Source organism: Campylobacter sp. RM12654 (genome assembly GCF_020137585.1).
Taxonomy (GTDB): domain Bacteria; phylum Campylobacterota; class Campylobacteria; order Campylobacterales; family Campylobacteraceae; genus Campylobacter_E.
In genome coordinates, this window is record NZ_JACGAR010000011.1 from 35,224 (window position 1) to 56,190 (window position 20,967).

Annotated in this window: 18 protein-coding genes and 3 tRNA genes; 10 read left to right on the forward strand and 11 right to left on the reverse strand. The window is 29.0% G+C overall.

The window, feature by feature from the left end:
- Nucleotides 1–17: 17 nt before the first annotated feature.
- From nrfD to phsA, 3 genes are read right to left on the reverse strand one after another with little or no spacing between them, the layout of a single operon-like run.
- Nucleotides 18–980, reverse strand: a complete 963-nt coding sequence (gene nrfD, locus AVBRAN12654_RS05130) for an NrfD/PsrC family molybdoenzyme membrane anchor subunit (RefSeq protein WP_336614056.1) — start codon at nucleotides 978–980, stop codon at nucleotides 18–20.
- The gene (locus tag AVBRAN12654_RS05135; protein ID WP_336614057.1) at nucleotides 973–1,539 is read right to left on the reverse strand and encodes a 4Fe-4S dicluster domain-containing protein; all 567 of its coding nucleotides are present in this window, start codon (nucleotides 1,537–1,539) and stop codon (nucleotides 973–975) included. Before AVBRAN12654_RS05135 ends, nrfD begins: the two co-directional genes overlap by 8 nt.
- Nucleotides 1,540–1,541: 2 nt before the next feature.
- Nucleotides 1,542–3,800 (reverse strand): thiosulfate reductase PhsA, encoded by a 2,259-nt coding sequence (phsA, locus tag AVBRAN12654_RS05140; protein WP_336614058.1) that lies wholly within the window; start codon nucleotides 3,798–3,800, stop codon nucleotides 1,542–1,544.
- A 223-nt stretch (nucleotides 3,801–4,023) separates the two neighbouring features.
- Here phsA and AVBRAN12654_RS05145 point away from each other — a divergent pair.
- The 6 genes from AVBRAN12654_RS05145 (at nucleotide 4,024) to AVBRAN12654_RS05170 (ending at nucleotide 6,868) form a co-directional block, all read left to right on the forward strand.
- Nucleotides 4,024–4,099, forward strand: a tRNA-Lys gene (locus AVBRAN12654_RS05145).
- An 8-nt stretch (nucleotides 4,100–4,107) separates the two neighbouring features.
- A tRNA-Val gene (locus AVBRAN12654_RS05150) sits at nucleotides 4,108–4,183 on the forward strand.
- A gap of 16 nt (nucleotides 4,184–4,199) precedes the next feature.
- Nucleotides 4,200–4,276, forward strand: a tRNA-Asp gene (locus AVBRAN12654_RS05155).
- A gap of 109 nt (nucleotides 4,277–4,385) precedes the next feature.
- Nucleotides 4,386–5,774, forward strand: a complete 1,389-nt coding sequence (locus AVBRAN12654_RS05160; protein ID WP_336614059.1) for a cation:dicarboxylate symporter family transporter — start codon at nucleotides 4,386–4,388, stop codon at nucleotides 5,772–5,774.
- Nucleotides 5,761–6,066, forward strand: coding sequence for a thioredoxin family protein (locus AVBRAN12654_RS05165; protein ID WP_214116323.1), 306 nt, complete (start codon nucleotides 5,761–5,763; stop codon nucleotides 6,064–6,066). The genes AVBRAN12654_RS05160 and AVBRAN12654_RS05165 overlap by 14 nt, the downstream gene beginning before the upstream one ends.
- Nucleotide 6,067: 1 nt before the next feature.
- Nucleotides 6,068–6,868 carry a hypothetical protein gene (locus tag AVBRAN12654_RS05170; protein ID WP_336614060.1) on the forward strand — a complete coding sequence of 267 codons (801 nt, stop codon included), beginning with the start codon at nucleotides 6,068–6,070 and terminating at the stop codon, nucleotides 6,866–6,868.
- Here the strand turns inward: AVBRAN12654_RS05170 and AVBRAN12654_RS05175 are convergent.
- From AVBRAN12654_RS05175 to AVBRAN12654_RS05205, 7 genes are all read right to left on the reverse strand, one after another.
- On the reverse strand, nucleotides 6,863–7,459 hold the full coding sequence (locus tag AVBRAN12654_RS05175; RefSeq protein ID WP_214116319.1) for a peroxiredoxin: 597 nt from the start codon (nucleotides 7,457–7,459) through the stop codon (nucleotides 6,863–6,865). The two genes, AVBRAN12654_RS05170 and AVBRAN12654_RS05175, sit on opposite strands and share 6 nt — an antisense overlap.
- Nucleotides 7,460–7,888: 429 nt before the next feature.
- Complete coding sequence (locus AVBRAN12654_RS05180; RefSeq protein WP_336614061.1) at nucleotides 7,889–8,707, reverse strand: hypothetical protein; 819 nt, start codon at nucleotides 8,705–8,707, stop codon at nucleotides 7,889–7,891.
- Between the two features lie 40 nt (nucleotides 8,708–8,747).
- Nucleotides 8,748–10,004, reverse strand: a complete 1,257-nt coding sequence (locus AVBRAN12654_RS05185; RefSeq protein WP_336614062.1) for a hypothetical protein — start codon at nucleotides 10,002–10,004, stop codon at nucleotides 8,748–8,750.
- 137 nt (nucleotides 10,005–10,141) lie between these two features.
- Nucleotides 10,142–11,845 carry a dihydroxy-acid dehydratase gene (gene ilvD / locus AVBRAN12654_RS05190; RefSeq protein ID WP_239803159.1) on the reverse strand — a complete coding sequence of 568 codons (1,704 nt, stop codon included), beginning with the start codon at nucleotides 11,843–11,845 and terminating at the stop codon, nucleotides 10,142–10,144.
- Nucleotides 11,846–11,887: 42 nt separating this feature from the next.
- Nucleotides 11,888–14,551 carry an EAL domain-containing protein gene (locus AVBRAN12654_RS05195; protein ID WP_336614063.1) on the reverse strand — a complete coding sequence of 888 codons (2,664 nt, stop codon included), beginning with the start codon at nucleotides 14,549–14,551 and terminating at the stop codon, nucleotides 11,888–11,890.
- Nucleotides 14,548–15,411 carry a cytochrome-c peroxidase gene (locus AVBRAN12654_RS05200; RefSeq protein ID WP_214116310.1) on the reverse strand — a complete coding sequence of 288 codons (864 nt, stop codon included), beginning with the start codon at nucleotides 15,409–15,411 and terminating at the stop codon, nucleotides 14,548–14,550. The genes AVBRAN12654_RS05195 and AVBRAN12654_RS05200 overlap by 4 nt, the downstream gene beginning before the upstream one ends.
- Nucleotides 15,404–15,760 carry a transcriptional repressor gene (locus tag AVBRAN12654_RS05205; RefSeq protein ID WP_214116307.1) on the reverse strand — a complete coding sequence of 119 codons (357 nt, stop codon included), beginning with the start codon at nucleotides 15,758–15,760 and terminating at the stop codon, nucleotides 15,404–15,406. Before AVBRAN12654_RS05205 ends, AVBRAN12654_RS05200 begins: the two co-directional genes overlap by 8 nt.
- Before the next feature lie 121 nt (nucleotides 15,761–15,881).
- Between AVBRAN12654_RS05205 and AVBRAN12654_RS05210 the strand changes: the two genes are divergently transcribed.
- The 4 genes from AVBRAN12654_RS05210 to AVBRAN12654_RS05225 are packed head-to-tail and all read left to right on the forward strand — an operon-like array spanning nucleotide 15,882 to nucleotide 20,070.
- Nucleotides 15,882–17,315, forward strand: a complete 1,434-nt coding sequence (locus tag AVBRAN12654_RS05210; RefSeq protein WP_336614064.1) for a metal ABC transporter solute-binding protein, Zn/Mn family — start codon at nucleotides 15,882–15,884, stop codon at nucleotides 17,313–17,315.
- On the forward strand, nucleotides 17,278–18,561 hold the full coding sequence (locus tag AVBRAN12654_RS05215) for a hypothetical protein (RefSeq protein ID WP_214119647.1): 1,284 nt from the start codon (nucleotides 17,278–17,280) through the stop codon (nucleotides 18,559–18,561). The genes AVBRAN12654_RS05210 and AVBRAN12654_RS05215 overlap by 38 nt, the downstream gene beginning before the upstream one ends.
- Nucleotides 18,558–19,283, forward strand: coding sequence for a metal ABC transporter ATP-binding protein (locus AVBRAN12654_RS05220; RefSeq protein WP_214116301.1), 726 nt, complete (start codon nucleotides 18,558–18,560; stop codon nucleotides 19,281–19,283). Before AVBRAN12654_RS05215 ends, AVBRAN12654_RS05220 begins: the two co-directional genes overlap by 4 nt.
- The gene (locus AVBRAN12654_RS05225) at nucleotides 19,264–20,070 is read left to right on the forward strand and encodes a metal ABC transporter permease (RefSeq protein ID WP_239803164.1); all 807 of its coding nucleotides are present in this window, start codon (nucleotides 19,264–19,266) and stop codon (nucleotides 20,068–20,070) included. Before AVBRAN12654_RS05220 ends, AVBRAN12654_RS05225 begins: the two co-directional genes overlap by 20 nt.
- Nucleotides 20,071–20,103: 33 nt before the next feature.
- On the opposite strand, the gene AVBRAN12654_RS05230 is transcribed toward AVBRAN12654_RS05225, so the two are convergent.
- The gene (locus tag AVBRAN12654_RS05230; protein WP_336614065.1) at nucleotides 20,104–20,919 is read right to left on the reverse strand and encodes a mechanosensitive ion channel family protein; all 816 of its coding nucleotides are present in this window, start codon (nucleotides 20,917–20,919) and stop codon (nucleotides 20,104–20,106) included.
- Nucleotides 20,920–20,967: the final 48 nt, after the last annotated feature.

Here is a 20,967-nt window from a genome sequence, read left to right on the forward strand (position 1 = left end):
TAGCTAAAGGAAAACCTTTAGCTAATGCAAACTTGCCCTGCATAAACGATAAAAAATCTTAACATTATTACGCCAATTAGCACAGCAAGAGAGTTTATTATTATGAATGCAGGTTTATAGGCGTGGTTTTTAAGTGCGGTTAGGGCTATTAAAATAGGTAAAATAAGCCCCGTTCCTAACACGCCAAACCAAAATAATTTTGAATAAAACTCATGAGAAAAAATAGCCTTAAGCGATATTAAACTCTCGCCCCCACTATAATACATCCCTACAAAAAGTAAAAGCAAGATAGGAATTTCAAGCATTATTGCTCTTAAATCTAAAACCAATAAATATTTTATGTTTTCTTTATTTAAGTGAGCTTTAAAAAATAAAATTCCCACAAGTATATTTGCAGCTATTCCACAAGAAAACGCAGAAACCACAAAAAGCAATGGTAAAATAGGAGTATTCCATAAAGGGATTTTAGAAATCGTACTTAATAAAAATCCCGTATAAGCACCAACACATAAAGCCAAGAAAAGCAATACATATTCAATCATCTTTGCAAAATTAGCCATTTTTCTTATGGAATTTGTAATAGGAATTAAGAACCTAAAATAAAGCCCTATTTCACGCTCAAAAATGATTAATGCGTATAAAAATGCTAAAGGTGTATAAACTAATAAAAATAAAACACCTAAAGTCATAACCGAAGTAAAATTGTATTTTATTAGCAATAAATAAAATGTAAGTGGTTTGCCTAAATCAATTATCAAAAGCAAAAGCCCCAAGCTAATAGCAAGTGGAGAAATTAACGCTCCTGCTTTAATCGTAGCGTCCCAAATACTATTAGTATTATGTGTAAATCTATTAAATTTTACTATTAATGAAACCATCAAACACCCAGCACTAAGCCCTGCTAAAAACAAATATAGTGCAATAGGCCAAGGCCAATAAATCTCATTATATTGCATTAAGCTTCCTGCCATATTATTCATAGCGTCCTCCTTTTGTGTTTTTTATAAAACCTAGTTTTGGTTTAGTGCCTAAATGAGCTTTAGGATATTCAACGCTTTTACTTGCTAAGACTTTATTGATTTCTGAATTGTTATCATTTATATCCCCAAAAATTAATGCATCAGTAGGACATACGCTAACACAAGCAGGGGTTAAACCATCGCTTACTCTATTTGGATAACAAAAAGTGCATTTATCAATTGCTTTTGTGATAGGATTAAGAAATCTTGCATTATAAGGACAGGCTAATATGCAGTATTTGCAAGATACGCATAAATTTTCATCAATTAATGTTATTCCATTTGCTAGTTTAAAACTAGCTCCAGTAGGACATACGCTTACACACGGGCTATCTTCACACATTACACAACTTGCCCTTGTAAAATCTGTTTGAAGATTTGGAAAAACTCCCTTCATTTTCGCATGAACTTGCACTCTAAAAACCCCACTTGGAATTTGATTTTCGTTTTTACAAGCTACACTACAAGCCTCGCAACCTATACATAAATTTTCATCGTGAATCATTACAAACTTTTTCATTTTTAAGCCCTTTTAATATCTACGCCTATATTTGTAACCATTGTGCTACAAACATAACCACTTCTTGAACCTAGCACTATGCTATCATTTGCACCTATTTCGTGAATGTTTTTAAGTGCTGGAGTGTTGCGACCAAATCCGTGATAAATAAACAATGTATCAGGACGAATGCCTTGAGTTAGCATAAGTTTTACTTGGATTTTGCCAAATTCATTTTCTAAATATACTAAATCGCCATCTTTAAAGCCTAGTTCTTTAGCCTTAGTTTCATTTATCCACACAGGACTTTCGCTCATTAATTCATTTAAAATTGGGATATTTTGAGTATGAGCGTTTGTATGAATTGGAGTTTTGCCACTCGTTAGACAAAATTCATGATTTTTAAACACATCATAATCAGTTGTATTTAAACAGCCGTGAGTTGGGAATAAGTTTTCAACTTTTTCTATGAAAAGCTCTATTTTTTTACTAGGTGTCTTAAAACTAATTAGCGAACTAAGTTCGCCGTTACTATCAATTTTATCTTTAATTTGTGGATAAGTTTTAGCAAATTCTTTTATGGTTTTTGGCTCTCTTAAATAAAGACTAGGGACTTTATAAGTTACTATGCCATCTTTTTTAAGATTTGCTAGTAAATCTACATTACCTTTAGCTTGCTGCATTCTATACTCATCTATTGTCGTATAAGTATAAAGCTCATCAATTTTCATCATACTTGCTAGTTTTCTAAAAATATCAAAACCACTTTTTGTATCGCCTATAACTTCTACGGCTTTATTTCTCATATAATAGCCATTTCCTATAGTTGCAATGCTCTCATCTCGCTCTAAATATGAGCTTTCTGGTAATACCACATCAGCTAAATTGCTAAAATCATTTAAATATATATCAATACTTACTATAAAATCTAGCTCATTTATAGCCTTTAAACTCTCATTTACATTTGCTACATTTACTAAGTGATTAAACCTAGTATTTACCCAAGCTTTAATAGGATATGGCTTTTTGCTAAGTATTGCAGGGGCAATATCCATTAAAACTCCGTGTTTTCTGGATACAAAATAATTTTTATTTCCAACTTCACCTGCACCATCAATTCTAGGAGTGTTAGGAACCTTAAAAACATTGCTAGGATTATCAAGAGTAGGGAAAATATCTTCGCCTATGATTTTGTTTAAAGTATTTGTATTTTTGCTAGTGTGAATGCCACCTTTTTTCTCGTAATTTCCCATTAAAGCGTTTGCTATTGCAATAGCTCTTGTGCGTTGATATTCTGCATAAGTAGTAGTGGTTTTATGTCCCCAATCAATTACTACTTTAGGAGCAGCTTTATAGATTTCATCGGCAATTCGCTCAATAGTATCAGCACTAATTCCAGTGATACTTTCTTGCCATTTAGGGCTTGTATCTTTTACACTAGCTTTAAGTTCATCAAGTCCTATGCAATATTCATTTACAAATTCTTTATCGTATTTTTCATCTCTTAGCCAAATATGAATTAATGCCATTAAAAATGCCACATCAGTTCCTGGCTTAATAGGTAGCCACTCATCAGCCTTAGCAGCAACTACGCTAAATCTAGGCTCAAGGACAAGTAGTTTTGTATCACTTGCAGCTGCAAATTTAGCTAGTTTTTTAGCATCACTTATTACTATACCTTCAAATAAATTATGTCCGAAATTTACAATATATTTTGCATTAGCAAAATCTCTTGATAAGCCGCCACCATAAGTATGCTCTAAAACCATATTATAAGTAATCGGACAGCTTGAATAATGTGAAAATATATTAGGACTGCCGTAAGCACAGGCAAAATTACTCATATGAGTGTGAGATTCTCCGGCTTTGCTTGTAAATATTACGCTACTAGCTCCGTGCTTTTCTTTTATTTCATTTAACTTTGTTGCAACTAGGTTTAAAGCTTCGTCCCAACTAGCTTCACGCCATTTGTTTTCCCCACGCTTACCTACACGAATTAAAGGCTTAATAAGGCGGTTTTTATCATATAATTGATTAATTCCCGCGCCACCCCTTGCACATACGCTAGTTTTATTTGTGCTAAATTTTGGATTACCATTAATAAATACACCTTTATTATCTTTAACGCTTATTTCAATAGGACAACGAGTAGAACACATCTCGCAAACCGAAAAAACACTTTTTTTATCCCCGTTTGTAAAGGCATTAGCACTCAAAACTGGATTAATACAGGCTAATGAACCTAAAAATGCAGAGCCTTTTAAAAATTCCCTTCTTTGCATTAATACTCCTTAAAATACAAATACTTTCAAAGTATTTAATTAAATTATACTTAAAAATTTTAATTAAATTATAAAATTATAATATATTTTATTTTAAATTATCGGAATTTAAATTCTTTTTATTTTTTATGCCAAATTCTTGAATTAAAATATAATTTTTTAGATTTTTCTTGACAATTAAAAATTTTTTTTGTATTATTTAGCCTTTCACAAATATTTTAATGTCTTGTTAGCTCAGCAGGTAGAGCATCTCACTTTTAATGAGGGGGCCGCTGGTTCGAATCCAGCACAGGACACCATCAATCTTGGTCGCTTAGCTCAGTTGGTAGAGCGCCACCCTTACAAGGTGGATGTCATAAGTTCGAGTCTTATAGCGACCACCATTTCTTAAACTAGGTTGCGGCGGTAGTTCAGCTGGTTAGAATATCGGCCTGTCACGCCGGAGGTCGCGGGTTCGAGCCCCGTCCGCCGCGCCATTTCCCTTTCTTTTAAAAATTTAAACAATAGTTCTCTCCTTTAATATTTTTATTTCTTAATTTATTTAGGATAAAATCTATCTCTTAAAAAAAATATTAAAGGAGAATTATGAAAGATTTTTTCATTAACTTTTTTACACTTTCAGAGCCTTTATCAATTACTTTTGTATTAGTTTATCTAATATTATGCTTTTGGCTAAATCGTTTAGCATATACTATAAGTTTTGCAAAAAGAATGACATTGGCACTATTTTTAGGTGTTATTTTGGGTGTATTAGCTCAATATTTGGCAAATTTTCCTGCAAATTCTAAAGAAGTTTTATGGCTTGAGCAAACTAGAATTTGGTATTCTTTCGTTGTAAATATTTTTATTAGCTTATTAAAACTTATGATAGTTCCTATTGTATTTTTTGGAATTTCATCATCTTTATTAAAGCTTGAAGGTGGAGTAAAGATTTCATCAATTCTTAGTAGAAGTATTTTTTGGCTTTTAATAACTACTGCAATTGCAAGTGCTATAGGTCTTAGTCTAGGTGTAATATTTAATCTAGGAAGTGATGTTGTAGTGCAAACTTCAAAAACTATAAAAGAAGCTAGAACCCTAAGCTCAATTTTATTAGGTTTAATGCCAAATAATATCATAGATTCTTTTGCAAATAATAATATTTTAGGAGTAATTTTAGTAGCATTTTTATTCACTCTTGGTGCAAGAAAAATAGGCACAAAAGAAGAAAATAAAGAAATATTTAGCACCTATAAAAACCTAGTAATTTTTATAAACAAAATTATTATGAATGTAATTACAAATATAATCCAACTAATGCCTTATGCTGTTGTTGCGATGATTGCAAATGTGCTAATAGCAAATGGAGTTGCAGCTATGAAAGAAGCTGGGTTATTTATAATATTAACTTATGCAAGTGGAATTTTAATGATTGTTGTATTTTCTATCATTTTAGCATTTCACGGCTTATCTCCTATGGTGTATTATAAAAAAGCGTTTGAAGTGCTATTATTGGCTTTTACTTCAAGAAGTTCAGCGGGTGTTTTACCGATTACCATTCGCACACTTCATACTAAATTAGGCGTTAGTGAAAACAATGCAAACTTCGTAGCAGGGCTGGGTGCTACTATAGGAATGAGTGGCTGTGCTGGGTATTATGTAGGGCTTGTGGCTGCATTTATTATGCATAGTGCAGGGCTTAGCATTGATTTATCTAGTGCAGTTTTAATTATTATAATTACTCTTGTTGGGTCTTTAAGCATCGCAGGAATTCCTGGAATTTCAATTGTAGCAGCTTCTATTATGATTACAGGGCTTGGACTTGGGGATAAGTTTTATTTACTAGGTGTGATTTTTGCAATTGACCCTATTATAGATATGGTAAGAACTATGAGCAATGTAAATGGTGCTATGATTGCAGCAATTGCGACTGATAGCGAGTTAAAAACATTAAATAAAGATGAATATAAGGATTTAAACAATGAAAGAGATTAATTATCAAGAATATTTAGATATTAAAGACAATGCAACTTGTGTTATAGCTTTTGGAGCACCTTGGTGTAGGGATTGCAAGATTGCTGAGCCGTTTTTGGTAGAGCTTAGTCAAAAATATACTAATATAAATTTTTACCATGTAAATGTTGATAAAGATGAAAATATAAGAGCTGATTTGGGTATTCGCCATATTCCTACGATACTTTTTTTAAAAAATGGAGAGGAAGTGCATACAAGAGTGGTTGAGCCACACTCAATTTCTTTGATTGAAGAAGGCGTTTTAAAGCTTTAAAATGTTTAAAAATCCATCACTTAACAATGTGTTTTCACAGAATTTTGATGGATTTTATATATATTCTAAAAATAGCGAAATTGAAATTCTTTTAAAAGAATTAGCAAATAGTCTAAGCAAAAATAATCTAGTTTTATATATTTGTAATACTGATACAAAAGGCTTAAATAAAAATATTTATCACATAGATATTTTTAATGATTTAGCGATTTTACAAGTTAAAAAATTGAAATATTTTGATTATATTTTCATTGAAAATTTATCATTTTTAAAAAATATAAATTTTCCAAAAAATACAACAATTATTGCAAACGGATTTTTAAAATCTGATTTAAGACATTTTAAGGGCAAAAAAACTAGATTTTTAAGATTTATATACACTCAAGATTTTATAAAAATATTTAATCAAAATTGTGAGTTTTTGTATAATTTCAAACCCAAAAATCATAGTATTTTTAGCCCAAATGAGATAGATTTTGATATAGATAAAGAAGTGGAATTTTATTTAAACTGCATTAAGCAAGGCTTTAGGTTTTATGATTTTAGAAAAAGTAGAAAAGATGAGATTTTTAAAGCACTTGGAAATGGCAATGTATCTTTTAATGAAATTCCATTCGCAAATAATATTAGCAAAAAATATTTTTATATAAATAATCACAAAATTAACAAAGACTTTATACCAAATAATATAAATAATATAAAAGTAAATTTTATAAGCAAGAAAACAGAAGTGAAAAAATCAATATTTAAAAAATTATTTAATTTTAAGTGGGCTAGGAAAATCCTAGCCTTTAAATTATAGTTTTTCGCTATTGTTAGCTAGGTAATCAGCAACACCTTTTGGATCAGCTTTCATACCTTTTTCGCCTTTATGCCAGCCAGCTGGACATACTTCACCATGCTCATTTGTAAATAGCATTGTATCTACCATTCTAATCATTTCATCAATATTTCTTCCTAATGGTAGGTCATTAATTACTGCGTGGCGAACTGTTCCATCAGCATCTAATAAGAATGAACCTCTTAAAGCTACTGCTTCATCAAATAATACATCAAAACCACGAGCGATTTCTTTTGTAAGGTCTGCTACTAAAGGAAATTGTACATTGCCAATACCGCCTTGATTTACTGGAGTATTTTTCCAAGCAAAATGGCAGAATTCATTATCGCCACTAATTCCGATTACATTAATTCCTCTATCTTGAAAATCTTTAAATCTTTTATCAAATGCGATAATTTCACTTGGACATACGAATGTAAAATCTTTTGGATAAAAGAATACTACTGTTCCTTTTTTACCCATATTTTTGTATAGATTAAAATTGTTATCTATTGTATTGTTTCCTAATACAGCTGGAGCTGTAAAATCTGGTGCTTTTTTTGTAACTAACATAATTTGTCTCCTTATTAATAATTTTTATTTGTTGAAAAATTATAAATGTTAAAAGTTAATAGAAATGTTAATCATACAAAAATTATCCTAAAATAATTTAAATCAAGATTTTAAGTAATTTTATAAAAATTATAAATTAGTATTAGTTTTAAAATTATTTAATTTAAATAACTATTTAAAATATTTTTAATAAAAATTAATTTATAATATGATTTGCTTTTTGCCTTAGGCTTGTTAGGGTGGAAAGGTGGTAATATGGGAGAAACAATTATTTTAATCGTTTTAATCATAGCTTTACTAAGAACTTTAAAAAAGTTCTAGTAAAACCATTTATTTTTTCAAACTAACTAAATTATAGTGAAGCACGGCTTAGCCTAAGCTTAAAGCAATTCACCTAACCCTAGCAAATTAGCCGTGTTTTGCTAGGGTTTACACATATTTAAGTAATTTTATTCCGATTACATAATAATCAATCGTTAAGCCTAAAGCAAATAATACAAATGGACTTATATATACTAATGCCTTATGTTTATATTTTACACACAGAACTACGCCTACAATTAGCCCTAAAAAACTTACTAGATAGTTTAAAACAAATGCCTTTAAGGTGTAATAATTAAAGCTTTCTATATCGCCTACATTTGCACTAAGCCCTAAGGCTTTGTCCGTTGCTATTATTTCATTTTTTGCATTTTTATTTAATTCATATTCGTTAAAATGAGATTTTATAAAGATATTAAATACTATTTCATCATAGCTTGAGTTCATCTTTAAAGCCTTGTTATAATCTTTTTTGTAATTATCTAACCAAGAGTTTTTTATATTACTAGCATTTAATACTGCATAATAGCTTTGTAATTCCGATTTTAAATTATCATAAAGCCTACTGCCCCTATGATAAACAAAATCGTTAAAGTCTTCTAATTTTTCTCTTTTATAGGCTTTTTTGTCTAGTTCTTTTAAATAATTACTATATACACTTTCATCAATCCTATAATGTTTATAAAAGTTATCATCTCTACTATCGTTATATGATAAATCAATCATTTTTACTATATCATCTTGAACTGCTTTTGCATACTCAACTATATTTTTATAATCTTTTCCGTAATCTTTATAATGGCTAATAACTCCTTTTATCATCTCATCGCTAAATCTGTTTTCGTTTTTTAGCATAATGTAGTATTCGTTATAATTTGTAGCAAATAAGCTATTAAATATTAATATAAAAAAAATTATATATCTCATAAAACTCCTTTTGCTATATATTAGCAAAAGGAGTTTTAAATTAAGCATAAGGCATTTTTCTATACATTTCTAAAGTATTATTAGGCGTTGCATTAGTTTTACGATAATCTTCATAATCATATTTAAACTCAAGTGGCTTAGTAGATACATTAAAGCTTTTTTTGATTACTTCAGCATTTTCTTTGTGTGGATATAAAATAGAGTTTATGTTGATATTAATATGCTCGTTTAGGTTTGTTAAATCTTGTTGCATTCTTTTTACATTCATACCAAACGCACTCGTATTAGGTGTTAGTCTTACTATATTTTCATATTGTTGTTTAAGTTTTGCTCCTGTATCTCCTTGAATATTATTTAAAAGTGCTATTATTTTATTATTAATATCATCTTTATTTGTAGCAACTCCAAACATATGTGCTAATTTATTAAGTCCTTCTCCACTCCAACCATATAAAGCTACCGTATCAATTGCGTCTGCTACTAATCTTATATCTTGCTTGATTTGAGAATAATTTATCATTTGATTATAGGTTTTCTCTCCTGCAGTTTTACCTAAACTATCAGTAAAATAATTCATCAAGCTTTTAGCATTAGCAGTATTAGGAACGCCTTGTAATTGTGATAGTTTTTGCTCTAGTTGAGTTTTTTTAGTTTTTAACTCTTCAGTATTTACCCCTTTTCTTTGCAAGTCATCAATTTCTTTGTTAGTAGCGTTTATATCTTTTACTAATTGTTCTTTCATAGCATTAGCTTGTCCGATTTGCGTTAATACATTTGAATAATCACTCCCACCATTTGCACCATTGCCACTATTTTTAACATACGGATTAGCTCCATCAAACTGCACTTTATACATTTGCATAATGCTAGGTTTGTGTTTATTTAATAAGCTTATTTCTCTTTCGTATGCACTAGTATCAAATCCTTGTTGTTTAGCGTCTAAATATTTTAAATAAAGACCATTGTAATATCCATCAAAAGCATCTTCTCCTTGTTTGCCACTCTTTTGTGAGTATTCATTCACATTTGAATATAAGCTTTTTATAGTTTCTTCTTCGTTAAATCTACTTTTTGCTACATTTGTATTAAAATTTGTAGCTCTTGCATTCGCCCATAAATTACTAGCACTTGCGTTGCTATGATTAATATCTGTTTGATATTTTTTAGGCATAAAATAAGAAGTTATTTGACTTTGCTTTAGAGTTTCCATATCGTTTGCGGTTTTTATTTGCTCTTGTGCGATTTTTTCATCTTTAGTTTGCTTAGCTATATCTAAATCAATTGCACCTTTTTGCACTTGATTTTCTAGGTTCTCTGTTCCTAGCTTAATAAAACAAGAGATTTTTATTAATTTATTTAAAGTAAAAAAGCAATTTCAAATTCTATAAAAATTTCACATACAAAACTAGGAATTTCCTTAAGAAATCCCTAAAATTATTTCATTTCATTCAAACCATCAAGGTCTAAAACACCGCCGCTACTAGCATTACTAACTAGCTTTTGATACATTCTAAGCCATCTTGAATTAAGCTCTTTTTTAATAGGCTTAAATTCTGCTCTTCTTCTAGCCATTTCTTCATCATCAATTAATAGATTTATAGTGCATTTAATAGTGTCAATTTCTATTAAATCTCCATCTTTAATAAGCCCTATTTCGCCACCTTCAGCAGCTTCAGGTGAGCAATGCCCTACACTAAAACCACGAGTCGCCCCACTAAATCTACCATCAGTAAGTAATGCAACCGACGCACCTAAGCCCCTACCCATAATAAGACTTGTTGGGCTTAACATTTCTTGCATTCCAGGACCACCTTTTGGACCTTCATAGCGAATTACTACACAATCTCCAGCAACCACTTTTCCACTGCTAATCCCTGCTATTGCTTCATCTTGAGAATTAAAGCAAACACATTTACCACGGAAAACCTTATCACCAACGATACCGGCTACCTTTATTACCGCACCTTCTCTTGCGATATTGCCAAATAATACGCATAATCCACCACGCTCAGAGTATGGATTTTCAAGCGTTTTAATAGCCTTTCCATTAGGATTACTATCCTTAATAAGTTCTCCTATGCTATCTCCACTAATAGTAAGTGCATCTTTGCTAAAGAATTTACTTTTTTTACTAACTTCATTCATTATTGCATATATTCCACCACTACTTCCTACATCTTGCATATGAGTTCCTGGCAGACTTGGGCTAACCTTAGCTATATGTGGTGTATCTTGAGCGATTTCGTGCATTAATTTTAAATCAATCTCATCAGCATAAGCTTCTTTTGCAATTGCTAAAGTGTGTAAAATTGTATTCGTGCTACCGCCCATTGCCATATCACAAACAAGAGCGTTTTTTAAACTCTTATTATTTAAAATATTTCTAATTTTGTATTTTTCGCTTAGCTCTTCGCTCTTTGCAATCTCACAAATTCTTCTTGCAGCACTTCTTAATAATTCTTCTCTTTCAGAAGTTAAAGCTAAAATAGTTCCATTTCCTTTAAGCGCAATACCAAGGCTTTCCATTAAAGAATTCATTGAATTTGCAGTAAACATTCCACTGCAACTTCCAGCTCCAGGACATGCAGCACATTCAATTTCTTTTAATTTTGCTTCATCAATTTTACCAACTTCGTATTCGCCAACCGCTTCAAACGCTGTATTTAAATCAATTTGAGAACCATCTTTAAGCTTACCTGCAGCCATCGCTCCACCACTTACAAAAATAGTAGGCACATTCACTCTTAAAGCCCCCATAATCATACCTGGAGTAATTTTATCGCAGTTTGGAATAGCTATCATTGCATCTAAGCTATGTGCGTTCATAACCGTCTCAACACTACTTGCTATTAATTCACGACTTGGCAACGAATAAAGCATTCCACTATGTCCCATAGCAATACCATCATCAACACCAATGCAGTTAAATTCAAATGGCACACAGCCGTTTTTGCGTATTTCATCTTTGATAATTTCAGCATATTTATTTAGATAAAAATGCCCTGGAATAATCTCTATAAAACTATTACAAACCCCAATAAATGGCTTTGCAAAATCTTCATCTTTTAGCCCAACGGCTCTTAATAATGACCTACTTGGTGCTTTTGTATAACCTTTTTTAATAGTATCACTTCTCATTATTGCTCCTTTTAATAGATTTTCAAATTCCTATTTTAAATTCTAAATAAAAATATTATGTGGTTCTTCAGGTTTGCTTAGCTCATACCCTTGAGATTTTTCTATTCCGTAATCTTGAACTATTTTTAAAATTTCTTGATTTTTTACAAACTCAGCTACAACTTCATAACCTTGCTTATGAGCAAATCCCACTAGAGTTTCAAGAACGGTTCTAGCATTATTATCAATTACTAAACTTTCAATGATTGAGCCATCAATTTTTAAATAATCAAACTTAATTTTTAATAATCTATAAAAGTTTGAATATCCACTACCAAAATCATCTATTGCTATCTTGCAACCCCTAAATGAAATTGATTTTAAGAAATTTGATAAATCATCATATTTATCAATACTTTCGCTTTCTAATATCTCAACACATAAAGCTTCTGGGCGAGAGCATTTTTCTAATCTATTTTCAAATACATCTCTAGTTTCTTTATTGATAATATCAGAGTTAGCTAGGTTTATACTAAAATTCGCATTAGGATATTGCTCTATCAAATCAAAAACCTTATTAATTACTACTTCTTGAATATCTTTATAAAGACCCACTTTTCTTGCTACATCTAAAAAAAGTCCCGGTGAGACTATATTATTATGCTCATCTCTTAACCTTACTAACACTTCATAATAAGAAACTTCTTTTGTAATAGAATTATGCACACCTTGACAAACCACAAATATTTTATCATTTTCTAAAGCATATCTTATCTGACCTACTACTCTTTGTTGCTCTGCGTGTTGTTTTTCTATACTTAAACCTTCTTTATAAACACAATAAGGCTCTTTTGTTTTAATAGTCTCATAACTTGCTAAGATTGCTTGTGCAAGTCTATTAATAATCTCTTGATTTGACTTTCTAATATCACGCTCACTTGAAATTCCGATATTTAATTCTAAGTCTTTAAGTTCCATACCAGAATTTATTTTTAACTCAAATTTATTTTTTTTGCCCCGTGTAGAGTTCATTGTTTGGGTTTTAAAATGATTTTGTATCAAATCAGCTGCTGCCATAGCTTCTTCGTGGTTTTTATAAACTATACAAAACTCATCTAGTTGCAAATGATAAATACTAGTGCTTTTTAATACCTCATCGTTATTTTTCACATTTAAAGCATTTTTTAAAGAATTTGCAAAAACTTTTATAATCTCATCAATCATAATAGTTGAATAATTCAGCCTTAAATCATTGAAATTATCAATTTTTAAATATAAGAAAATATTATTTTTATTAGCTTTATCGTCTTTTAATTCCCTATCTTGTAAAGCCTGTAAAGATAATAAACCTGTTAAGCTATCTGTATCTAATTTCTTTTGCATATTATCAAGCTTGGTTTTATAATCTTTAATTTGTAAGATTTTTTTAGTTACATCAACTTTATTAATCAGCTCAATATTATCACCTAAATTTTTTCTAAATACAGAGAAAAATCTAGTTTCTTTTCTACTTGTAATATCATTTTCATTATAAGCTTGGATTTTGCTATGACTTTCTTGAATTAGCGTTCCATAATCAAACCCTTTAGCACTATCAGTCAAATCAATAATTCCATCTAATGAATCATAAAAATTCACAGCTTGTGCTTTTCTTATACTTTCACTTTGTTCGGTTGGTGCATGAACATTGAATGTAAAAGTATCATTTACATATTCAGCATATAAATTCTTTTTATTTTTTGTATTTATTAAAACTTGTTGAATTGGAGAATTTAAAAATGCTTTATATAAAATATTTAATGCACTTGTTAAATCTAGGCTATATTTAAAAATAATAAAAGTAGTAAATATTAATAAAACTGCAAAAATTGCACCAACTAAAACTAATTGGTCATTTGTCTTTTCTAAATGCTCAATTTTACTTAAAACTTGCAATTTTAATTGAGTTAAAATATTTTCAAAATCTGTGAAATTTTTAATTTCATTTTTTTCTTCGTGAAGTTTTTTCACTCCATCTAATAATTTTCTACTTAATATTAAATATGTTTTTTCATCATCAATAGTTGCAATTTTATCTTCTAAAAGCTCTATGTATTCTTTATCTTTATCTAATTTGGTTTTTGCATAATTTTGTTTTAGTTCAATTAATTGTGTTTTATAATCAATAATTTGTTTTGTATTATTTTCTATTAATGAGTCTAAAAACTCAATATATCCTTTTATTGAACTCACGCTAATTTTAGTAGCAAATATATACTCTAAAACATTTTGTTTTACATCAACCAATTTTGATTGAGAATAAAGCACATTAAAGCTTTTAAAATCACTTCCGCTAGTCCCTAATAAACTATTAAAATCTTTTATATATTGTTTTAATTTTTCTATACTACTTTTAATTTTTTCTTCTTCATTAGCATTTAATTGTTTATTGTTTTTAAGAATTTGAATTAACTCATTAGTTTTAACATCAATCTCACTTAACTTCTTGCCACTATTTTCAAAATTTGCATAAATACTTGGTCTTTCTATATTTAGCATTAATTCTTGATTATCTAACATAATTTCGTGTATGTGATTATTTATATCGTAATTAATATCTATTTGATGAAGTTTGGTAAAAAATATTCCAGTGCATACAAAAATGCCAACCATCATTGCAGCAATGAAAATCTGTAAAATCTTTTGAACAAATGTTTTTATTTCTATATTTTTATATTCTCTATTCATTTCTCTTCCAAAATCTTAGGTCTTTTTCCTTCAAGTGTTTTTAAAAATTCTATTATATCATCAACATCTTTATCTGGCATAACTATGCCTAATTGACAAGCAGACATAACTCTAACAATATCTTCTAAATTATTAAATGCTCCTTGATATGTATATGGTTGGGTAATTGTAATATTTCTTAAAGTAGGCACTTTTACTTTTTTATCTTCTAATTTACAGCCTTCTGAAAAGCTAGTATTTATATCAGCAATTATATTACTTCCAAAATTACTACCATTATGACACGACGAGCAGCCATAAAAATTAAATAATTTAAGTCCTCTTTTAGCATTATCACTTATAGCATTTTTATCTCCTTTTAAATATAAATCAAAAGGAGCATCAAGAGTTATTAAGGCTTTTTCAAATTCTACCAAAACACTTACTAAATTATCATAATTAGCGGCTAATCCTATTTCATTAAACCATCTTTGATATGTTACATTTAACTTAACCCAACTATTAAATTCATCAGGCGTAATATTCATATCGTCTTTTAATGTTTGTTTAATTTGTTCTCTTAAATCAGTAATATTTGCGTCTTTAAAAAACAAATTAGAATATACAATATTTAAAATTGTTGGTGGGTTTGTTAAATTATCAGAATTTATACCAGAATTATTTGTCCCACTACCAGTAAGATTTAAATTATGACAGGTATTGCAAGATACTTTATTAGGACTTAAATTTACATCAAAATATAATCTTTTACCAACGGCAGCTAATTTTTTATCATAAGGTATGCTAGTTAAAGGTTTATATATATTCTCATCTGCAAAAGCAAAAACAATAAATACAATTAAAAATATAATCTTATTCATCATTGTCCTTGCATTCCTCACAAACTCCTTTTACCAAGACAGAATTAACTTTTAAATTATTAATTGTTGGAAACTCCAAATCTTTAGTATGATGACAAATATCACACACAAAAAGTGCATTATTACCTTTATTTATTTGATAATAACCCTTGCCATCTAAATCAATTTTATTTACCAATTTAGACTTTTGAAACTGCTCCATCGTCCTATAAAATGTAGTTTTATTTGCCTTAGTTTTAAATTCATCAAAACTCATAGGCTCTTTAGCAGCTAAAAGCTCATCTAATAATAAAATTCTAAGTTCTGTAATACCGATATCGTGCTTTTTTAATAATTTTACTGAATTCATCTCGTAAATAATAGCAAAAAAAATTAAAATTTAAACCTAATTTATTTTTTGCAACTAAGTTGCATTTAAGCAACAATTTACTATACTTGCAACTTTAAAACATTTATGAAAAGGAATTGCAATGAAAAAGATATTATTAAGTTCATTAGCTAGCGTGTATTTATTAGCTAATAATGTAGGAGTTAGCATATTACCACAAGTTGAAATTGTTAAAAAACTATTACCAAATGCAAATATTACAACTCTTATGCCAGCAGGAGCTGACCCGCATACTTACGAGCCAAAACCAAAGCAAATGATGGAGCTTAGTAAGGCTAAAGTATTTTTAGGTATCGGGGTTGAAATTGAAGATATATGGCTTAAAAGACTTGCTGAAAATACTAATATAAAAATAATTCACACTGATGAAAATATCCAAAAAAATAATTATTCTCATAAAGAATTAAACGAGCACCATCACGAACATAATGATGATGTGTATAATGGGATTTTTGATGATAATGATGTAAAAAATAGAGATTTAAGTGATTGGATTGGTGATTGGAAATCAATTTATCCTTACGCTAAAAATGGAGATTTTGATGAATATTACAAATTAAAATCAAATGCAAAAAAAGATAAAACCGAGCAAGAATATAAAGAATATTATCTAAATGGCTATAAAACCGATGTAGAAAGCATAATCATTACAAAAGATAGTATGGAATTTATACAAAATGGTATAAGTAAAAAATCAAATTATAAATATATTGGATACAAAATACTAACCTATGAATCAGGTAAAAAAGGTGTTAGATATTTATTTGAAGCTACCAATAAAGATGCAGCTTTTAAATATGTGCAATTTAGCGACCACAATATCGCTCCTACAGAAGATTTAGAACATTTTCATATATTTTTTGGCAACTCTAGTCAAGAAGAATTGCTAAAAGAAATGGATAATTGGCCAACTTATTATCCTAAAAATATGAGCGTAAAAGATATTAAAAAAGACTTAATTCATCACATAGGCTCAAATCATAAAGAAGAGCACCATCATCACGAGCATCATCACGAGCATTCAGGCTTAGATGTGCATATTTGGACTGACCCTATTTTATTAAAACAAATTGCACAAAATTCAGCTAATGCTTTAAAAGAAGCTTTTCCTAATGAAAGCAAAACAATTGATGAAAATCTAAAAAATTATGAAAAAGAATTAGATGAATTAAACTTAAAAATATATGATTTAACGAAAAATGTGAATGTAAAAGGTTTTATAAGTGCTCATCCATCGTGGGGATATTTTGCTAAAAGATATAATCTTGTTGAATATACTTTAGAATTTGAAGGTAAAGAAATAAAACCTAGTGAATTAGCAAAAATCATAGAAATTGCAAAAGATAAAAAAGCTTGCCTTGTTTTAAAAGCACCGCAATTTAATGATAAATTAGCAAAAACCATTCACAAGGAAAGTGGATTAAAATTAGTAGAAATCAATCAACTTTCTAATGAATTATCTAAGGAGCTTTTAAACTTTGCGAAAATTATTAACGATAATTGTTCTAAGCATTAATATATACGCTTGTGCTTTATGTGCTTTATATACGCCAACTGCTCATGTTAGCTTTAAAGGAAATTCCATTTCATGGGAATTTTCTTCTAATTTTTCACAAACACTATTAGACGGCTATGATTTAAATAATGACAAGAATTTAGATGAAAAAGAATTAGTAGCCGTTCGTGCTGCTTTGCTTGATTATTTACTACCTAGAGATTTTTTGACTACTTTAAAATATTATGATTTGCCATTCGGAGAAAGCAAAAAAATCAAATTTATTGTTAAAGATATTAAAGTAAGTTTTGATAAGGAGCTTTTTTTAGAATACTTTATAGATTATGATTTTAGTCCTAAAATTGATAGAGTTTTAATGTTTTCGGTAGAGGATTTAGATGGGTTTTTTAATTTTAAAATAAAAGAAAATACCTATAAAGTAGATGGTTTTAGCATTAATGAAAACATTAATCTAAATGCAGTTTATTATGAATTTCAAAAAGCAAATGTAATAGAAAAAATAGCTCAAAAAGTAGATGAAAAAGTAGAAAAATCAAAAGAATTTGAAACAGGAATTTCAAAATCATTTTATGATATTTTATTAGAAAAATTAGCAAAATTACAGAGCAAAATGCTTGAATTATTAAAAGACAATAGCATATATTTATATCCTATCGCACTAATTTATGGCTTTTTTCACGCTTTACTACCAAGTCACGGAAAAAGCATAACTGCAGCTTATTTTATGAACTCTAAGAAAAAAATATTATTTTTTAGTCTAAAAGTAGGTTTTATTCACTTAGTAAATGCCTTTATAATTGCTAGTTTTTTCTCTTTATTTAATCTTTTAAATCTTAATAAAATTTCAGGATTTTTAATAAGTTTCTTAGCACTTATTTTGCTTTATTTAAAACTAAAAAAACCACAAATTTCACAAATTGCAAAAACACCAAATAATATAAAAAGCTTTAGTGTGGCTAATGAGAATAGAATTTTAAATGTAGTAAATAAAGAAAAAGTTCTTGATAATTTCTTAGCATTTAGCATAGGTTTATTGCCTTGTCCTGGACTTATTTTAGTAATTGGTTTTATAAGTAGCTTAGGTGCTAGAGCTTTTATAGCGGCTTTATTAATCGCATTAGGTATGAGTTTGGCTATATTTTTAAGCGCATTTATAATAACAAGATTTAAATTTAACTCAAAAATAGAGATTTTAAGCCTTGTATTTGTAATATGCGTTGGATTATTTATAGGATTTTTTGGATGATTGAAGTAAAAAATGTAAGCTTTTCTTACGATACGGAAGAGATTTTAAGCAATATTAGTTTTAATGTAGAAAAAAATGAATTCGTAGGAATTATAGGAGCAAACGGCGGTGGAAAAAGCACAACTTTAAAGCTTTTATTGGGTTTGTTAAAACCAAGTAAAGGCGAAATTATTATAAACACAAATAAATTAAGTTATGTCCCGCAAGTTGCTAATATAAATCCTAGTTTTCCTATCAATGTTTTAGATGTAGTTTTGATGGGAACTTTAAAAAGAAATTCATTCTTTTTTAATTCAAAACAAGATAAATTAAATGCACTTTTAGCACTTGAAAAATTGGGCTTAAAAGATTATGCAAATAAAAGATTTGCAAGTTTAAGTGGCGGGCAAAAACAAAGAGTTTTAATAGCTAGAGCAATACTTAGTGGCTGTGAATTATTATTACTTGATGAGCCTACTGCTAGTATTGATGCAAAAGGACAAATAGAAGTGTTTGAATTATTAAAAAGCCTTAATAATCAAGGAATTAGCATAATTTGTGTTTGCCACGATATAGCTTTAATTTCTTCGTATGCAAATAAATTAATTCATATTAGCAAGACCGCACATTTACACAAAATCACAAAAGGTCTTGATAGCAACAAATTATTACACTTAGCAACGCATAAAAATAATTTATGCGAAGTTGATATATGGGAAAATTATGGAATATCTAAATTATAATTTTATTCAAAATGCAATTTTAGCAGCGGTTTTAGTAAGCATTGCTTGTGGGATTATAGGAGCACTTGTTCTTACAAATCGCCTTGTAGCAATGGTAGGTGGTATTTCTCACGCAGCTTATGGTGGGCTTGGGATTTCGCTTTATTTTGGAGTTAGCACTATGCTTAGCACTTTAGCCTTTGTTATTGCTTGTGCTGTTTTGATTGCATATTTATCAAGAAATTACAAAAATCAAGATGCTGTAATTGGTGTAGTATGGGCTTTTGGAATGAGTGTTGGGATATTGCTTAGCGATTTAAGTCCTAATTCAAATTCCATAGTTTTTAGCTATTTATTTGGAGCTATTTTGGCAGTTGAATTAAGTGATATTTATATTATGCTAGGTGCTGATATAGCTTTTATCATAATGGCTTTTGTATTTTATAGACAATTAATAGGAGTTAGCGTTGATAGTGAGTTTTGCAAGGCAAATGGTGTTAATGCAAATCTAATTTATTATATGCTAATAATTGCATCTGCTGTTTGTATAGTGATTAGTTTAAGAGTAGTTGGAATGGTTTTAATACTAGCTTTGCTTTGTATTCCTAGCTATATTTCTTCTATGTTTTGCACCAAGCTCTCATCTATGATGATTATTTCTGTATTATTATCACTATTTTTTTGCTTAGGTGGATTAATTTTAAGTATTGCTTATGAATTAAGTAGTGGAGCTTGTATAATTTTACTTGCTTGTTTTTGCTTTATGATTGCTTATGTTTTAAGTTTTATTGTAAAAAAAAGAATTTGAAATAAGATAAAAATCTCATTTCAAATTCTAAAATTATTTTATAAATATCTTTGCAAGTGCTTCATTTACCTGCATTGAAGCTTTTTCATAATTTTCATTTTTTACCCATAGTTGAATTGCTATTTCTATATTAGTATCATTTACATTTTTAACCCCAACATAAATTGCTGGATTTTTTAAAATTAATTCATTTTGACCTAATGCTGTTTCAACTTCTTTTCTAACATCACATAAAGTTGATGGGTCAATTACTTTAGAATAATCAATTCTTCTTGTTTTTTCACGAGAATAATTATAAATATTATCGCTTATAACTTTTGAGTTTGGAACTATTATATTTGTATTATCGTATGTTCTAAGCGTAACTGAAAACAAACATATATCAGATACAAATCCTTCTCCTGCACCAAATTTTACATAATCACCTATTTTAAAAGGTCTAAACACTACAACCAAAACACCCGCAGCTATATTTGATAAAGTTTCTTTAAATGCAAAAGATATAGCAAAAGATGTAGCTGTAAATAAAGCAACGAATGAAGTCGTATCAACACCAACATTATTAAGTGCTGCTAGAATTCCAACAACTAAAATTATAATTTTTACAAGCTTAACTAAGAAATTGGTTAAAGTCTCATCTGTGCTAATTTTAATTAAAGTAACTCTTAAAATTTTTCCTACAACTTTCATTAAAAATAATGCTAAAACAATAATAAGAATTGAACCTAAAATCTTAAAACCATATTTTAAGAAAAATCCTTCAAAATCAAAACCTGCACTTTGCAAATCAATTAGTTTATTCAGAGTTTCTGTGGTTGTGACTTTTACATCTTGAATTGTTGTATCCATCAATATCCTTTTTAAAAAATTTGAAAATGAATATTAACAATTAATTAC

Excerpts from the sequence above, each read along its gene's own strand:
- nrfD (WP_336614056.1), bottom strand. The coding sequence starts at position 980 with ATGAATAATATGGCAGGAAGCTTAATGCAATATAATGAGATTTATTGG.
- AVBRAN12654_RS05135 (WP_336614057.1), bottom strand. The coding sequence starts at position 1,539 with ATGAAAAAGTTTGTAATGATTCACGATGAAAATTTATGTATAGGTTGC.
- phsA (WP_336614058.1), bottom strand. The coding sequence starts at position 3,800 with ATGCAAAGAAGGGAATTTTTAAAAGGCTCTGCATTTTTAGGTTCATTA.
- AVBRAN12654_RS05160 (WP_336614059.1), top strand. The coding sequence starts at position 4,386 with ATGAAAGATTTTTTCATTAACTTTTTTACACTTTCAGAGCCTTTATCA.
- AVBRAN12654_RS05165 (WP_214116323.1), top strand. The coding sequence starts at position 5,761 with ATGAAAGAGATTAATTATCAAGAATATTTAGATATTAAAGACAATGCA.
- AVBRAN12654_RS05170 (WP_336614060.1), top strand. The coding sequence starts at position 6,068 with ATGTTTAAAAATCCATCACTTAACAATGTGTTTTCACAGAATTTTGAT.
- AVBRAN12654_RS05175 (WP_214116319.1), bottom strand. The coding sequence starts at position 7,459 with ATGTTAGTTACAAAAAAAGCACCAGATTTTACAGCTCCAGCTGTATTA.
- AVBRAN12654_RS05180 (WP_336614061.1), bottom strand. The coding sequence starts at position 8,707 with ATGAGATATATAATTTTTTTTATATTAATATTTAATAGCTTATTTGCT.
- ilvD (WP_239803159.1), bottom strand. The coding sequence starts at position 11,845 with ATGAGAAGTGATACTATTAAAAAAGGTTATACAAAAGCACCAAGTAGG.
- AVBRAN12654_RS05195 (WP_336614063.1), bottom strand. The coding sequence starts at position 14,551 with ATGAATAGAGAATATAAAAATATAGAAATAAAAACATTTGTTCAAAAG.
- AVBRAN12654_RS05200 (WP_214116310.1), bottom strand. The coding sequence starts at position 15,411 with ATGAATAAGATTATATTTTTAATTGTATTTATTGTTTTTGCTTTTGCA.
- AVBRAN12654_RS05205 (WP_214116307.1), bottom strand. The coding sequence starts at position 15,760 with ATGAATTCAGTAAAATTATTAAAAAAGCACGATATCGGTATTACAGAA.
- AVBRAN12654_RS05210 (WP_336614064.1), top strand. The coding sequence starts at position 15,882 with ATGAAAAAGATATTATTAAGTTCATTAGCTAGCGTGTATTTATTAGCT.
- AVBRAN12654_RS05220 (WP_214116301.1), top strand. The coding sequence starts at position 18,558 with ATGATTGAAGTAAAAAATGTAAGCTTTTCTTACGATACGGAAGAGATT.
- AVBRAN12654_RS05225 (WP_239803164.1), top strand. The coding sequence starts at position 19,264 with ATGGAATATCTAAATTATAATTTTATTCAAAATGCAATTTTAGCAGCG.
- AVBRAN12654_RS05230 (WP_336614065.1), bottom strand. The coding sequence starts at position 20,919 with ATGGATACAACAATTCAAGATGTAAAAGTCACAACCACAGAAACTCTG.